A 15,339-nucleotide genomic window follows, 5' to 3' on the forward strand; every position below is an offset into this window, starting at 1 on the left:
CGAAAGAAGGTGTTCAGCATGTAGAGCAATATGATCTATCCTCAATCAAAGTACTGGGAACCGTGGGAGAACCCATTTATGAAGAGGCTTGGCATTGGTATGACGACAATATTGGTAAGAAAAAAGCACCTATTGTAGACACTTGGTGGCAGACAGAAACAGGTGGGATATTAATTACGCCTATCCCTTTCTGTACGCCGACAAAACCCACGTACGCCACCCTACCCTTTTTGGGGATCCAACCCGCACTTATGGATGAGAACGGGCAAGAGATACAGGGTAATCAAGCGGAAGGGCGTTTGTGCATCAAATTCCCCTGGCCTTCTATGGCAAGGACCATTTGGGGCAATCACCAACGCTATAAAGACACCTATTTCTCGGCCTATGAGAACAAGTATTTTACAGGCGATGGCGCCCTACGCGATGAAGTCGGTTACTACAGAATTACAGGCCGCGTGGATGATGTGATCATTGTTTCTGGTCACAATATGGGTACCGCCCCGATTGAGGATGCGATCAACGAGCATCCTGCGGTTGCAGAATCAGCTATTGTAGGTTTCCCACATGAGGTTAAAGGAAATGCGCTCTACGGCTATGTGACGCTAAAAGAATCCGGAGAATCCAGAAACCATGACAATTTGCGCAAAGAGATCAACCAAATGATCACCGAACAGATCGGGCCAATTGCCAAGCTGGACAAGATTCAATTCACAGTAGGCTTGCCGAAAACCCGATCGGGAAAGATCATGCGACGCATTCTGCGAAAGATAGCTTCCAAGGACACTTCCAATCTAGGCGACACCAGCACACTGCTCAACCCAGAGGTGGTTCAGGATATTATGGATAATGTAATCTAAAACAAAGTTCGTAGTATAATTTTCAATCCAAATTCAATGTGCAATTAACTACTTACTGAATTCGGATTCTTTTTGGTTAATATTTTACGCTCGAGGAATTGGTATAAAAAGCACGAGCAATTCTCAGTATTTACACCCTTCAGTAAATTGCAATTGAATTGACATAAGTACCTGACCAACTGTACTTTTACGCTAAAAAATACTACAAAACCAATTCCGTTTAACCGCTTGGATTGTTTATTCATCGCTCCAGCCCAACCACCCGTCGACAATCTCCCGTACAAAAGCTATAAAATGCGGATTTTCAGGCCAAATAATGAACATCATGCATTACAAAAAACTATTAATCACCCTATTAACCGCTACCCTTTTAGGTTCATGTACATTAGACAAAGATCTTATAAATGACCAAGAGGAAGTGGTAACTGAAGACCAAGTAACTCAAGATGCTAATCCGGGCAACGACATTAGACAACTTGAGGTTCCTGCGAATTTTGATTTCAGCACTACAGGAAAAGTAGCAACTAACATTACAGTAAATAGTATTGACAATATGCCACTTTCTGGAGTCAAAGTAGGTTTCTACACCGAACATCCCGATTTTGGTGGAAAATTGATAAGCTCGGCAATAACAAATAGTGCCGGAAAAGTTACATCAGACATTCAAGTCCCAACATACTTACAACAGGTATTCGTACAAGTACATGCCACGGGAATGGTCAGTCAACAATACGCAGCTGCTGATCAACCCATTAACTTAAACTTTGGTGGCGCTCCAGATAGCGGTTTTGGTAAAATGGCAAAAAGTGCCTCATCTCCAATCCCAATTTCTGGTAATTACTATTACATGGGCGAATTTACAACTGGTTCTAATGCAGGACTGCCTTTGTATTTAGAAGCCGAACGCGATGATTTAAGCCAAGAGTTTTTAGACGATGTTAATGCATCCTTACCCGAGGGAAGCCCTGTTCCCGATTACAACCCTCAGTACCTCACTACAGGGAACGAACTAGACGTGCAGTTAGAATCTACTAGTGATGTTTGGGTGACCTTTGTACACGAAGGAGCTGGATTCAGAAATGCTCTTGGATACTATGTGTTTGACACCGACAATCCACCTGCAAACACCAGTGAAATTGACTCTATTTACGTAGTGCTACCCAATACCTCATTCAGAACAAGCGGAGGCGAACTCTACTCTGGTGACAAAGTAAAGTTAGGTGCTTTTGAAGGAGGCAAAACCATTTCATGGGTCCTGTTTCAAAATGCATGGAACGGTTCTGGCGTAAATGTAAACGCGACAAAATATTATTCAAGAATTGATTTTAACACCACCGAATCTAATCCAGAAATGAGACAACACACCGTTCAACTTTTGGATGTTGGAAGACAGATTCTGTTGAATGGTTTTGAAGATTTACCGCGCTCTACGGGGCAAAGTGATGAAGACTTTAACGATCTTATTTTTTATGTGTCGGCCAACCCTTGGGAAAGCTTAGTGATTGACGAAGTGCCTCCTGTAACCCCTTCAGAGGATACCGATGAAGATGGAGTTTCTGACGAGAGTGATGAGTTCCCTCTTGATCCGGAACGCGCAGTAAGAAATACCTTTACAGGAACCCTTGCTTATGAAGATCTGTGGCCAGCACAAGGAGATTATGATTTCAATGATTTGGTCATGGACTATGAAATAGATCACATTCTTAACGGAAATAATCTATTAGTAGAAATAGAAGCCGACTGGACTATTAAAGCCGTTGGAGCTGGTTTTCATAACGGATTTGGTATTGAATTCGACGGCCTGAGTTCAAGCGATATCGCTAGTGTAAGTGGCGCCGATCTGCAAGAAGGCCTTATTTCAAACAATGCCAATGGAACTGAATCTGCAACAACAACTGCCACAATTATCTTTGTCGATAATATTTACAACGTCATTCAAAGTTCTGAAGGCGCTTATGTAAATACCATTCCGGGTAACCCATACACAGAGCCTGTTACGCTAAGTACTATGGTTCAATTTAACACCCCTAAAATTCAGAGTAACGTAGGTCTACCCCCATATGACGCATTCATCTTTGCTAACGGAGACCGTTCCAAAGAGATTCATTTACCTGGCCAAGACGGTACTAGTTTAGCGGATCCGGATTTTTATGGCACATATTCTGACGCGACCAATCCGTCTACAGGTTATATGTACAAAACAGAAAATGGATTACCGTGGGCCATCAATTTAAGCGACACCTTTGATCACCCAATTGAGGGAGCTCAAATTACAGATGCCTATCTAAACTTTGCCGCATGGGCAATAAGTGGTGGTGGTGCACATAAGGACTGGTATCTAGACCTACCGGCTAATCGCAACCCTAGTAAAATTTATTAATACGACTTTTCAAGGTGAGAGTTTTTTGATTTGATGATGAATCGAGCGCCGCTTTATGTGGCGCTCGATTGTTTTTAATATAGTCGTATCGGAGGGTGATTTAAGGGGTTGTGGAAAATGATTTACAGATGACTTTTGGGCGCTGGCCTTCAGCACCGCGCTCTCCGCTATATCTCTTCGCACAGCTCAGAGGCTATCGAAATGTAGTTGTACAACAGTAAAACCAAACGTCTAATAGACGTTTGATGAAGATATCTGCGATCGTTCCCCCTGCATAGCTTGAAGCAAAGCAGAGGCTAGTGCGGTGTTGGGAAAATACCCCTTATTGGTTATAGAAATCACGCAAGCAACAATATAGATTTACACAGATGTATTTCAAACATTTACAAAACTTAAGTGAATAATCATGATCACCAATAAATCATCAATTTGGCGCTATTTTTCTAATTTTTTTGTTGCGATAGACCAATTAGGTAATACTGTTGCAGGAGGAAATCCTGACAACACGATCTCTGCCAGGGTGGGATACTATAACGAGCACTACTATAAAGAAAAAAAAAGTGCCATGGTATTGGACCACAATTCAAAAAATAATTGACACTACCTTCTATCCCGTTGACGGTCCAGGTCACTGTCATGAAGCGTATCATAATGACCCTGGTGAAATCTTTGATAATCGATTGACTATTTTCTTTGTAGCATTGGCAGCAACTTTTATCATTATACCTAGCTGTCTACTGATTGCGCTAATTCTTTATCTATTATCAGCATTGAGAATTGTAAAGCAACGTAAGATTGACAGAGGCAAGAATTTAGAAAAGCGAATTGATTCTTGCTTGTATATAACAAACAGTACTGTCCACGAATTAAAAGAACACGGCACGAACTTCCCTAAAGAGACTGCTCAGCAAAAGATCAAAGACCTAAAAGAGGAATTGACTGCGATCGAAGGAATAATAGCCTAGAGGTAAGATTGATTTATTTCACAAATCTTCCTTTTATGCCGATGGTAGGATTCATCTACTTCGTAAATGATCCTTAACAGACAATGCTGAAAGCGCTGACCCCCTATTGCTGCGCAATAGATATCCAATTATTCGTTTTTACAGACAAACAAGTTTGCCTGCAAACTCATAATCGTCTATTTCTCTTTTAGAGCGGGTCAGCGCTTATTTTGGCGGGAGCAGGGTTCATTTTGCTGCGCAAATTGGTCCTGAGTGGGGGTAGCTTTACAAATAAAGCCTCATCGCTTTGCGATGATGGCTTGTTTCTTTGCCTTACAAGCAAATGCCAGGATTCATTTTGCTGCGCAAAATGGTCCTGAGCGGGGGTAGCTTTACCAAGAAAACCACACCGCAAAGCGGTGTTTGGTTTTTTATGCCCTTTGAAGCTTGAACGCGAGCGTTCGCTTCAGGGCATAAAAAAACCAGAAGCGATGCTTCTGGTTTTCTTCGTAGCGGGAGCAGGACTCGAACCTGCGACCTTCGGGTTATGAGCCCGACGAGCTACCTACTGCTCTATCCCGCGGTGTGGACGGCAAATATACAACGCTTTTACAAACTGGCAAAGTGCCGTATCGCCTTTTTTTATTACTGTTCTATGCTGTTGGCCTGAAAGCTGGTAAGCTGCTGATCGTCAAAGCGAACGCTGATCTCTATGGGATTGCAACAAACCTCACAATCTTCAATATAGGTCTGAGAAACGGACGGATCGAGCAACATAGAGATGGTCTCCCAGCAATACGGACATTGAAATAGATGCTCTTCCATAAGGTCTTAGCTTCTTTTGGCTCCTCGATTTTTGGCAGATCGAATCACCAAGAATTCAACAAAGATGGAGAACGCCATAGCGGAGTAGATATACCCCTTGGCTATAGGCTGCTCAATGGACTCGGCCACTAAAGAAATACCGATCAACAATAGGAAGGACAAAGCCAAAATCTTCACACTAGGGTGTTGGTTCACAAACTGACTCACAAAATTCAAACTAAAGACCATAAAGATCATAGATACCACCACAGCGGCAATCATGATCTCCACATCTTCTGCCATTCCTACGGCTGTGATCACAGAATCCAATCCAAAGACAATATCCAAAAGACCAATTTGAATAACAGTCTTTAGAAAGGTGGTGGGCTTTTTGCTCCCAGCCTCACGCTGGGTTTCTCCCTCCACGCTTTCATGGATCTCTTTAATACTTTTATACATCAAAAACAGACCCCCAAGCAGTAGAATCAAGTCGCGTCCAGAGATGGAGAGACGTTCGTGCCATTCTCCAGAAATACCCAACCAATCACCTACATTAAAAAGCGGCGTGGTCAAGGTCATGACCCAGGTAATGGACAGCAGCAAGACCACACGGGTAAACAGCGCGAAGAGCAAACCAATATTACGCCCTTTCTTTTGCTGCTCTGGTGGGAGTTTGTCGGTCTGAATAGAAATAAAGACAATATTGTCAACACCCAAGATGATCTCCATGATCACCAAGGTTAAAAAGGCTGCCCAGGCTTCTGTACTGGTCAATAATTCCCACATAGTTTTCGCTTAAGTCAATTGATCTATTTCCTCGCTGATGTCTTCCCAGCGCTGCATCAAGGTGTCAAGTTCGTCTTTTTTGGATTGATAGGTGTCAAAAAAGCTCGGATCTTTAACCGTTTCGTCATAATTCACTTCTAAGGCGACGTCTGACTCTTTAATTTGTTTTTCCAAGGCAGAGATCTGCGATTCCACCTTGCTGAGCTTGTTTTTAAGCGATTTAAGCTGCTTTTGCTCTTCATAGGTCTTCTTATTGGCTGACTTGTCTACTTTCTGCTTAGCGACCACGCTGCGCTTTTCTGCCTCTCGCATGGATCGCAGGTTACGTTGCTCCAAAAAGAACTCAATGTCACCCAAGTATTCTTTGATCTGATGATCTCTAAATTCGTAGACCTTGTTGGTAAGCCCTTGTAGAAAATCACGGTCGTGAGAAACCAGGATCAGTGTCCCTTCATAATTGGCCAAGGCTTCCTTTAGTACGTTCTTGGATTTTATGTCGAGGTGATTCGTCGGCTCATCCATGATAAGCACGTTGAAAGGCTGCAAAAGCAATTTGGCCAAAGCCAAACGGTTGCGCTCTCCTCCAGAAAGGACCCTCACGTATTTATCGACGGCTTCATCTCTAAAAAGAAAAGCCCCTAAAATATCCCGAACCTTGGTACGATTCTTTTCATTGGCCGCGTCGATCATGGTGTCCAAGACTGTTTTGGAACCGTCTAAATGGTCGGCCTGATCTTGAGCAAAATAACCGAGCTGTACATTATGGCCCAAGTTGACCTTCCCTTGATGTTCAATCTCACCTACAATGATCTTGGCTAAAGTAGTTTTCCCTTGACCATTCTGGCCCACAAAGGCGATCTTGCTATCACGCTCCACCAGCATTTCCAACGGATTTAAAACGCGCTTGTCTCCATAGCTTTTTGCTACTTCGTCAAGCTCCAAAACCACTTTTCCTGGAGTCACAGATACCGGAAAGCGCACGCTCATCACAGCGTTGTCGTCTTGATCCACTTCAATTCTGTCAATCTTATCCAGCTTTTTGATCAGCGACTGCGCCATGGTGGCCTTAGAGGCCTTGGCACGGAACTTCTCAATAAGTTTCTCCGTCTGCGCGATTTGTTTCTGCTGATTTTTTTGGGCTGCCAACTGCTGGGTTCGCAATTCTCCTCGCAGGCTCAAATACTCGCTATAATGCTTGGGGTAATCGTATATACGCCCTAAAGATATTTCAATGGTTCTGTTGGTAATGGTGTCTAGGAAAACACGGTCGTGAGAAACAATGACCACAGCGCCGGTATATTGCTTTAAGAATTCTTCCAACCAGAGAATTGACTCAATGTCCAAGTGGTTGGTGGGCTCATCCAGCAGCAATACATCGTTATCTTGCAAAAGGAGTTTGGCCAATTCTACGCGCATACGCCATCCGCCCGAAAAGGTAGACGTGAGCTTGTCAAAATCCGCAGCAGTAAAACCAAGACCTTTTAATATGCGTTCCGTATCCCCTTGGTAGTTATACCCGCCCAACAATTCATACTGCTGTTGCACCTCATTGAGGTCAATCATGAGTTGGTTGTAACTCTCGCTTTCATAATCTGTACGTTCCGCCAGTTGTTGATTGATGCCTTCTAAGCGCGCTTCCAGCTCTTTGATCTTTACAAAAGCCTTTTGCGCTTCTTCTTTGACGCTACAACCCTTTTCAAAGTCAATGTCTTGCTTTAAGAAACCAATGCGCAGCTCTTTGTCCGTAGCTATTTGGCCCGAATCGTATTCCTGCTCTTGGGCTAAGATTCGCAGCAGGGTAGATTTCCCGGCGCCGTTCTTCCCCACAAGACCCACGCGGTCTCCACCTCCTAATTTGAAGGTGAGTTCGCTAAAGAGATCTTCTCCTTGAAAAGAAACTGATAAATTGTGAACGTTTAACATGAAATGGTGACTTTAGTCACATTTTTAGTAGTGCAAATATCCCTAATTTTGCAGGGTAAATCAAAAACATTTTCAAATGTTGAAAGGCACCAAACTCTACAGCATATTCACGGGCACTTGTCCGGTTTGTCAAAACGAAAGTATGTACCGCAGCAGCAAACTTTATGCGCCTAAGAAAACCTTGGAAATGAACGAACGCTGCTCGCACTGCAACACTAAATACAAGATAGAACCTTCTTTCTTTTACGGGGCTATGTATGTGAGTTATGGCGTGGGTGTAGCCTTTGCCGTGGCTACCTTTATTGTCACTTACTTCTTTTTGGATTTGGACCGACTACAGGCCTTCTTGGCTATCGTAGCGGTGCTGGTTCTTGGTTTACCAGTGATCTTGCGTCTTTCCAGAAACATCTGGATCAACTTCTTTTTTAATTACGATAAAAACGCTTAATGTCTATCTCCTGAGGTAGCGACTCTCCGTTTTCTAAATGCTCATAAAGCTGATGAGCTACTGTGGGTCCAATCATCACTCCACGTGTACCTAGTCCATTCAATAGGGCCATTTGAGTATACTTCGGATGCACGCCAACTAAGGGCCTGCGATCTGCCGTGGTAGGTCTGATCCCAACGCGGTGTTCCAAGACTTGATAATCCAAATCAATGAGCTTTTCAAGGGCTTTGAGTAGTTTTTGCCTGCCTTCTTTGGTTGGTTCAAGTGTCTTGTCTTCCCAATTATAAGTTGCTCCTACAGAGAAACGAGTTCCGCCCAATGGAATGATAAACACATCCGTCTTTAAAACAAAATCAAGTTTGAGATCGGGAACATCAATAATGAGCAGTTCTCCTTTGTTCCCTTTGAGCTTAGAGGAATCAAAGAACGGATTCTGCTTTAGGCCAAAACCTTCTGCGAAGACGATCCTTTTGGCCGTGATCCCTTTATAATTAACTCCAGAATCCAATTCCAGTTGATCATAATCCAATCGCTCTTTGAAAAGTAAACCTCGATCGAACAAGTCTTCTGCATAGGCTTGCATAAGCGCCGAAGTATCTATCTTTCCCGTATTGAGTACTTGTCCCATTCCAAAAGGAACTTTGACACCCTGCGGAGCCTCACTAATGGTAGTTGGGTTCAAATAAGGTTTGAGATGCGGCTTATCACAAGCCACCACCCAGTTGTTGAGATCCTCGTAGGATTGAAACTTCTTGTGTACAGGAATCCTGAGATCAAAACTTTTACCCAGACGCTTTTCAATGCGCTCATAAACAGGAAGTGCTCTTTCCAACTGATCTGCCGCATTCCAAGACAAGGTGAGTCGTTTTAAGATCACAGGGTTGTACAAACCTCCAGAGACCCAAGAGGAATAATTCTCGCCAGTGTCAAAGACTATAAAGGACTTGCCTGTCTGCTGCAACTTTTCTACAAAGTTGATCCCGGCCAAGCCCAATCCAACAACGATATAATCCACCTCGGTTTTCATCCGCAGCAAAAATACTACTTTAAAAAAGGGCAAAAAATAAAAGCGCCCTTCATGTGAAGAGCGCTTTTCCCTAATTTACTAATGGAAATTCTTCTGTTAATAGTTCCACATATCCATTTCCAGGTTGCGGATCCTTTCTTTGATTCTATCCGACTCAAGCAATTGCATGAGTGCGTTATCACTGATATAATCCTTAACCTGACGGTCACCTTGGACGTTGTCCTCGCGATAGATTATACCATTAAAGCGTCTAGAATTTAAGATATGGTCGAACGATATGGGTTGGGAAGTGTTCAAGCGGTTGAACGCCTTAGCTTCGTGTAACACCTTACGTGCACTCGGGAACCAAACCCAAAACAATTCTACTTTGTCTGTTGCTTGATCTGGAAAAGCCAAAGAACGCGCTTCCGGTGCAACCGGAGCCAATCCTAGCAAACGGTACTTCAATTCGCCTTGACGCTTGTCTAGGTACCAGTATCCACGTACGTGCCATTCCAAAATATCTGCTGAACTTAGATCAAACTTACGGATGTATTCATCATCCACACGGCCTTCTGCGTTGAACTGACGGATACCTGCATCGGTAGTGTCTGTGTAACGCAAAGAAGCACTGATATCATCTAGAGTTCTTTTTTCAGTAAAGTAAGAGTCTGCGTAAACATGCTCAATTGTACCGTCCTTGATGTTCTTTACCAATACATCGTATAAAGAACGTCTGTCTGCACCAATGTTGTTGGTGTCAATTGGATAGTACAATGGGAAGTTTACACGCTCGTCCAAGTCAATGATCTCCCAAGTGGTTTTAGACCACAATACATCACGCTCGTCTACGTAACCATAAGGTAGCGGCTCGTCATTATCATAAGCGATCTGTTCTGCTGTCTTCATTCCGATCTCATCGGGAGTCTTGGCATTGAGTATGTTGCGCTGGGCCAAGGTGGTAAAACTTACCATCAAGGTCATTACAAATACCAAAGCGATTCTTGACTTCATCATTTCTATAGCTTTTTTTATTCTAGTTTGTTAACTCTACAAATACAGGAGAGATTCGCTGTAGTTTGTAACCGGAGTTTCCTTGGATCTGAGCTTTGATGTCATAGATCTGTACTGTTTCACCACGCTTAGCTCTACGTAGAGCTGCTTTGGCTCTGTCGTCTAGTTTACGTCCGTTAACTACTACTGTAGGCTGACCGGATACTTTGAAACTAAAGCTGGTTACAGAAAGATTCAAATCAAAGTCAAAGTCTAACAATGCTGCACCAATAGAAGCAATTTCTAAAGATGATCTCGGCATACGTACTGCACCACCGTTTCCATCTTCACCACTAACAGTACCAGTTGGACGTGGAATGTCCTTGATACGGAAAGTAGCAGGAGTGCTGATACGTTGTCCATCAGGCAGCGTACCACTTGCAGTGATAGTAACCTCACGTCCTTGACCAGGCTTCATCATGTACTTGCTTCCAGATACACGGCTTAAACCAGTACCTGAGGCAGATACTTTGTTATCTGGAATACCAGGGATAGAAACCGTCATCGGGTTGTCTACACCGCGGTATACTACATTCATTTTGTCGGCAGAGATTACTGCAGCGTTAGGCTTAGTGATGGTAGCGAAACCAGTGTTCACTTCTACTTCAAATTCTTTACCTTCTTCTCCGTAGATCAATTTACCTTCGATCTTGTGATCTCCAGCTCCACCAGCACCGATCTTCAATTTGATACGACCACCGTCAATGGTGTAATCTCTATCACGTTGAAGTGGTCTACCGTCTAGCGTCAATTCCTCACGCTGTGGTACAGTAGAGGCATCTGTACGTCCTAAAAGGATCTCCCCGTCAAAGGTCTCTCCTACGTAGTACGCAGACTTAGGTGCGTCCATGAAAGTGTTATAGTTATTCATAGAAAGCAGGGTTGCCTGCTGTCCTTGTAGCATTTTTCCAAGTACTTCACTTTTGGTAGTCTTGATGTCCGCTTGCATTTGTGTAAGCTTAGTCAAAGACGCCACCATTGGTACACGCTCAAAGTTGTAGTTCATCCAGTCGATCTTCAGACCATCACGGTCCTCAACTTGTCCTGTAGAAAAGTTTTTCTCTACATACTCTTTGATTTCTGGATAATCATCACCAATGGCGGCTACCATTTGTGTGCGGTACTTATTTACTGCGTCTAAAAAGGCTTTTCCTTCTGCCTTAAGACCATCAGCGTTAAAGAACATCTGATCTAAAAAATCAGATTTGTCCATTACTTCATAGTCTTTAGGATCTTCTACTGTAGCTTGCATCTCGCTTTTGATCTTTCCAACAACTGCGTCGAATTCATCAGAGATTGCGCTAACTTGGTCAGCCTTAGTTTTTAGATCTGCATATTGCTCTGGTGAGTCACTAGCCTTAGTAGCAAGACTTGCTAAAAGGGCGTCGTTACGTTCCGTAGAAGCAACGTTAGCATCTTCTAATTTTTCATTCAACATACCGAAGGCAGTAAGAACTTCCTTAGAGATGTTGAGGGCGAGCATAGCGATGAAAACCAGATACATCAGGTTAATCATCTTCTGCCGCGGAGATAGTTTTCCTCCAGCCATAACTTCTTCTGTTTTAGATTAAGGGGTTAGTAAGTAAAAACTATCTTAGTTTCTATTCATTGCAGAAAGCATACCTCCGTATACACCGTTCAATGAAGAAAGGTTAGAAGTCAAATTTTCCATTTGTGCTTTCAATTGAGCTGCGTTTTCAACAACTTGCTCGTTTACTTCTGCCTGACGGCTGGTAGATTCAACCTGTACTTTGTAAAGTGAGTTTAGCGACTCCATTTGTGCAGCTGCTAAAGCCATTTCTTCACTGTACTTCTTAGTTGAATTCATAGCGTCGGTAGTTGGGGCCATACTTTTCGCTGCTCCTTCAAAGGAACGGATGCTGTCACCAAGACTGGTCATAAGACCTTCATCAATCTTAGCTGCTTTAAGCATTTCGTCTAATTTTTGAGATAGTAGACCTTGGGCGTCTTGAGGCTTCTCGTCTTTCTTCTTACCAGTTGATTTTCCACCAGCTAGTTCTGGGTAAACCAATGACCAGTCTAGATCGTCGTCTACTGGTTCGAAAGCAGAGATTGCAAAAATGATTGCTTCTGTAATAAGTCCGATCGCAAGAAGTACACCACCGTTTAGTGGTCCAAGCTCCCAGTGAAGGATCTTAAATAGTGCCCCTAGGATAACGATAGAGGCTCCTAGTCCATAAGCCATGTTAAATAGCTTCTTAGATGATTTTGATTGTGCCATAATAAATAAATTAAGTTAAGTTACTACTGTTAGTCATTTTACAAATGAACACCGGCTAGCATATACCGGTGAAGTCTTTATCGACCGTCTCCGAACTGTTCGTTCAGAACCACGTCGGTTCCCATATAATCCTGCACGGTTCTGAAGCCGATGTAGCTACGTGCAGAATCCGCGTATTCGTAATCACGAGTACTCACCTGAAGGAAGTATGCAACGTCCTTCCAGGATCCACCGCGGATCACTTTACGCATGTTATTCTTGTCGTTCACGTTAGGGTTGATCGTAGAAGAGTAGTCATAAGAATTGGGGTCATAAGATGATGCTACCCACTCTGATACGTTCCCTGCCATGTTGTAGAGGTTGTAATCGTTTGGTTCGTAAGCGTCTGCCTCAACAGTGTACAATGCTTGGTCAGCAGCGTAGTCACCACGAAGCGGCTTAAAGTTCGCCATAAAACAACCGCGATCGTTCTTGGCATAAGGACCACCCCATGGGAAGGTCGCAGATTCCAATCCACCACGTGCAGCATACTCCCACTCAGCCTCTCCAGGCAAACGGAAACTGTTCACGTACTGACGGCGACGCGATTTTTGATAAGCGTTCTTGTATAAGGTTCTCCATGCACAGAAAGCTTTCGCTTGCTTCCAGTTCACACCAACTACAGGATATTCTCCGTAAGCTTCGTGCCAGAAGTAATCGTTGTGCATAGGCTCGTTGTACGAGTAATTAAAGTCTTTGATCCACACTGTAGTATCTGGATATACGTTTACAGTGTCTTTAATGATGAAGTCCTTACGGCGCTTGTCCTTATCACGAGCAGCAGCTTGAATATCCATATAAGAATACTGGAAGTTCAATTTACTCACGTCAATGGTGCGTTGTCCGTTGTAAGCTTCTTCAATTGGTATATACATGGTATCCATAACCTCAGCGTAGTACTCATCAGGGTACTCGCTTGTGTCCCAAAGGATATCAATGTCTCTGTTAATTTTACGACCGGCGTAGTAGTCGTCTCCCATTCCGAAGTAGTTGTCATACATATACTTCTCATAAGGAGTCATGTCATCTGTGTTCTCTTGGTCAACGAAAGCAAATTCGCCAATCCCATCATCACCCGGTGTTGCGCCAACCTCATCGGCCAAAATTGCCAAACGTAGACGTACAGTAGAATCACGTACCCAGTTTACAAATTGCCTGTATTCTGCGTTCGTAATTTCTGTCTCATCCATGTAAAAGGAGCGCACGGTAACCGTTCGAGTCGGGGCATCGTTTACCGCAACAATGTCGTCATCAGCTTTACCCATAATGAAAGATCCTCCCGGAATTAGGGTCATTCCGAATGGCTTTTCAGGGTGCCATTTCTTTCCTTTAGCACCAACCAATTCTCCACGATCGGTTGAATTACAAGATACCAAAAGAGCAGCAAATGCAACAATTGCAAATAGCTTTTTCATAGGTGTTTAGGTTAAAAGTTCAAGATTTTAAGGGCGTAAACCTATTTATAATATTTGAAAAATACAACAAAAATGTCAAAAACCCCCAAAATCGCAAAGTCGTTAAATTGTCTGTTATACTTCGTTTTTGCGTCTTGCCTTGTACCAACGTTCAGGGATTTTCTGATTACAGGCGTCCTCATAATCGCGGTACGTGCATGGTAATAACGTATGTCTTTTTAATTTATTATTAACATTTGAAATAAATGGCAATTCTATCCACCATCTTCCCGTTTTTTTGCTCTTTTTAAAGCGCAAGTTCTGATCTTCAACAGGAACGGTATAAGTGAGATATTCGCTTTCATTGGTAAAATTACCGTCATCGATACGATAATTCACCCCTTCTGCAAAATACCAAACCATCTGAGCGATGAGCATGGCGGCGCGTTCGGCCTCTCTATTGCCTTCCAATTCATAGATCCCAAAAGAGCTCACTCGATTACTGATTCCGGCATAACGGGCAATGGCGCAAATTTCACGTCCGTCAAAACCATTAGGCATATAGCCGTAGTCGTGAGTGAGTTCTGTACTTTTTATCGCAGAGATATCTACTGCTACAATATCGGCATCACGCATAATGGGTTCTACCGAGGATATATCCGCAGCGACAGATCCTAAACGGTAGGCTTCAAAATAAAGCCGCTCAATAAGATCGATCTCATCCGCAGAATTAAAATAGGTCTGATACCCTATATTGGCGTAATTGAATAAGTTATAAGGTTTGTCCACCACCATCTTACCTATATATGAGGTATTGGTAATGGGTAGGTCTGCATCACCCAGATCAAATCGGGAATCCACATTGACCATATTGACCATGGCACCGCGATCGTCATAAGCGCGATAGTTGGCGTAAACCAGATCCTGACTTCCTCCTAATATAATAGGTATGATGTTTTGCTGATGTAGTTCAAGCACTACTTGACGTAGGGCAAAGTAAGTATCTTCAACGCTCTCCCCCGGCATAATGTCTCCCAGATCTGCCAGCTGTACGTGCCAGCTGCCCGGATAGAGTCCGTAGAGCGCCTTGCGAATATTATCAAAGGATACTGCCCGACCGACAAAGTCTGTGGAACGACGATTCTCCTGCACCCCGATGATTGCCAGCTCACATCCGCTGAGATCAGGGAACGCAGTTCCGGGACCGTGAATACGCATTTTAGCGCCCAAAGAATTTTCGGGCAACAATTCTCTGTGGGCTAATACGGCTTTACTGACCGGACTTAAAAAATCTGTCATCTTACTTTTTGGCGGCTGCTTTGCGTTTGGTGATCTTCTTCTTTTTAGGGGCTTGCTTCTCTAAGATAGCTTCTGCCTCCTCCAAGGTCATCTCTTGTCTGGTGAGCTTCCGCACGGCCTCGGCGAGCCCACGGGCAGTCGCCCGCGTCAGGTTGGACGGCGTG

13 protein-coding genes and 1 tRNA gene are annotated in these 15,339 nt (G+C 43.5%); 4 read left to right on the plus strand and 10 right to left on the minus strand.

From position 1 onward, the window contains the following. The 3 genes from HRT75_RS06595 to HRT75_RS06605 form a co-directional block, all read left to right on the plus strand. The coding region (locus tag HRT75_RS06595; protein ID WP_291184171.1) for an AMP-binding protein at window positions 1-857 on the plus strand (857 nt) is incomplete at its 5' end. A gap of 325 nt (window positions 858-1,182) precedes the next feature. Then, window positions 1,183-3,237, plus strand: coding sequence for an LruC domain-containing protein (locus HRT75_RS06600; protein ID WP_291184174.1), 2,055 nt, complete (start codon window positions 1,183-1,185; stop codon window positions 3,235-3,237). A gap of 560 nt (window positions 3,238-3,797) precedes the next feature. Then, window positions 3,798-4,202, plus strand: a complete 405-nt coding sequence (locus HRT75_RS06605; RefSeq protein ID WP_291184177.1) for a hypothetical protein — start codon at window positions 3,798-3,800, stop codon at window positions 4,200-4,202. Window positions 4,203-4,691: 489 nt separating this feature from the next. Here the strand turns inward: HRT75_RS06605 and HRT75_RS06610 are convergent. From HRT75_RS06610 to HRT75_RS06625, 4 genes are all read right to left on the minus strand, one after another. After that, window positions 4,692-4,764, minus strand: a tRNA-Met gene (locus HRT75_RS06610). A gap of 62 nt (window positions 4,765-4,826) precedes the next feature. Continuing rightward, complete coding sequence (locus tag HRT75_RS06615) at window positions 4,827-5,006, minus strand: CPXCG motif-containing cysteine-rich protein (protein WP_291184180.1); 180 nt, start codon at window positions 5,004-5,006, stop codon at window positions 4,827-4,829. A 6-nt stretch (window positions 5,007-5,012) separates the two neighbouring features. After that, window positions 5,013-5,771, minus strand: coding sequence for a TerC family protein (locus HRT75_RS06620; RefSeq protein WP_291184183.1), 759 nt, complete (start codon window positions 5,769-5,771; stop codon window positions 5,013-5,015). 9 nt (window positions 5,772-5,780) lie between these two features. Next, window positions 5,781-7,694, minus strand: a complete 1,914-nt coding sequence (locus HRT75_RS06625) for an ABC-F family ATP-binding cassette domain-containing protein (protein WP_291184186.1) — start codon at window positions 7,692-7,694, stop codon at window positions 5,781-5,783. Between the two features lie 76 nt (window positions 7,695-7,770). On the opposite strand from HRT75_RS06625, the gene HRT75_RS06630 reads away from it, so the two are divergent. Then, window positions 7,771-8,142: a DUF983 domain-containing protein gene (locus HRT75_RS06630; protein WP_291184190.1), complete on the plus strand. Its 372-nt coding sequence runs from the start codon at window positions 7,771-7,773 to the stop codon at window positions 8,140-8,142. On the opposite strand, the gene HRT75_RS06635 is transcribed toward HRT75_RS06630, so the two are convergent. From HRT75_RS06635 to HRT75_RS06660, 6 genes are all read right to left on the minus strand, one after another. Further along, window positions 8,120-9,169 (minus strand): FAD-dependent oxidoreductase, encoded by a 1,050-nt coding sequence (locus tag HRT75_RS06635; protein WP_291184193.1) that lies wholly within the window; start codon window positions 9,167-9,169, stop codon window positions 8,120-8,122. The two genes, HRT75_RS06630 and HRT75_RS06635, sit on opposite strands and share 23 nt — an antisense overlap. Window positions 9,170-9,265: 96 nt before the next feature. Continuing rightward, window positions 9,266-10,162: a gliding motility protein GldN gene (gene gldN / locus HRT75_RS06640; protein ID WP_291184259.1), complete on the minus strand. Its 897-nt coding sequence runs from the start codon at window positions 10,160-10,162 to the stop codon at window positions 9,266-9,268. Between the two features lie 22 nt (window positions 10,163-10,184). Next, window positions 10,185-11,750: a gliding motility protein GldM gene (gene gldM, locus HRT75_RS06645; protein WP_291184196.1), complete on the minus strand. Its 1,566-nt coding sequence runs from the start codon at window positions 11,748-11,750 to the stop codon at window positions 10,185-10,187. Between the two features lie 45 nt (window positions 11,751-11,795). Beyond that, complete coding sequence (gene gldL / locus HRT75_RS06650) at window positions 11,796-12,443, minus strand: gliding motility protein GldL (RefSeq protein ID WP_291184199.1); 648 nt, start codon at window positions 12,441-12,443, stop codon at window positions 11,796-11,798. Between the two features lie 77 nt (window positions 12,444-12,520). Continuing rightward, window positions 12,521-13,897: a gliding motility lipoprotein GldK gene (gene gldK, locus HRT75_RS06655; protein WP_291184201.1), complete on the minus strand. Its 1,377-nt coding sequence runs from the start codon at window positions 13,895-13,897 to the stop codon at window positions 12,521-12,523. Window positions 13,898-14,011: 114 nt separating this feature from the next. Further along, entirely contained in the window at window positions 14,012-15,175 is a 1,164-nt protein-coding gene (locus HRT75_RS06660; RefSeq protein WP_291184204.1) for a formimidoylglutamase, read from the minus strand. Between the last annotated feature and the right edge of the window lie 164 nt (window positions 15,176-15,339).

Source organism: Gilvibacter sp., assembly GCF_013214815.1.
In the GTDB taxonomy this organism is placed as follows: domain Bacteria; phylum Bacteroidota; class Bacteroidia; order Flavobacteriales; family Flavobacteriaceae; genus Gilvibacter.

Excerpts from the sequence above, each read along its gene's own strand:
- HRT75_RS06600 (WP_291184174.1), top strand. The coding sequence starts at position 1,183 with ATGCATTACAAAAAACTATTAATCACCCTATTAACCGCTACCCTTTTA.
- HRT75_RS06615 (WP_291184180.1), bottom strand. The coding sequence starts at position 5,006 with ATGGAAGAGCATCTATTTCAATGTCCGTATTGCTGGGAGACCATCTCT.
- HRT75_RS06620 (WP_291184183.1), bottom strand. The coding sequence starts at position 5,771 with ATGTGGGAATTATTGACCAGTACAGAAGCCTGGGCAGCCTTTTTAACC.
- HRT75_RS06625 (WP_291184186.1), bottom strand. The coding sequence starts at position 7,694 with ATGTTAAACGTTCACAATTTATCAGTTTCTTTTCAAGGAGAAGATCTC.
- HRT75_RS06630 (WP_291184190.1), top strand. The coding sequence starts at position 7,771 with ATGTTGAAAGGCACCAAACTCTACAGCATATTCACGGGCACTTGTCCG.
- HRT75_RS06635 (WP_291184193.1), bottom strand. The coding sequence starts at position 9,169 with ATGAAAACCGAGGTGGATTATATCGTTGTTGGATTGGGCTTGGCCGGG.
- gldN (WP_291184259.1), bottom strand. The coding sequence starts at position 10,162 with ATGAAGTCAAGAATCGCTTTGGTATTTGTAATGACCTTGATGGTAAGT.
- gldM (WP_291184196.1), bottom strand. The coding sequence starts at position 11,750 with ATGGCTGGAGGAAAACTATCTCCGCGGCAGAAGATGATTAACCTGATG.
- gldL (WP_291184199.1), bottom strand. The coding sequence starts at position 12,443 with ATGGCACAATCAAAATCATCTAAGAAGCTATTTAACATGGCTTATGGA.
- gldK (WP_291184201.1), bottom strand. The coding sequence starts at position 13,897 with ATGAAAAAGCTATTTGCAATTGTTGCATTTGCTGCTCTTTTGGTATCT.
- HRT75_RS06660 (WP_291184204.1), bottom strand. The coding sequence starts at position 15,175 with ATGACAGATTTTTTAAGTCCGGTCAGTAAAGCCGTATTAGCCCACAGA.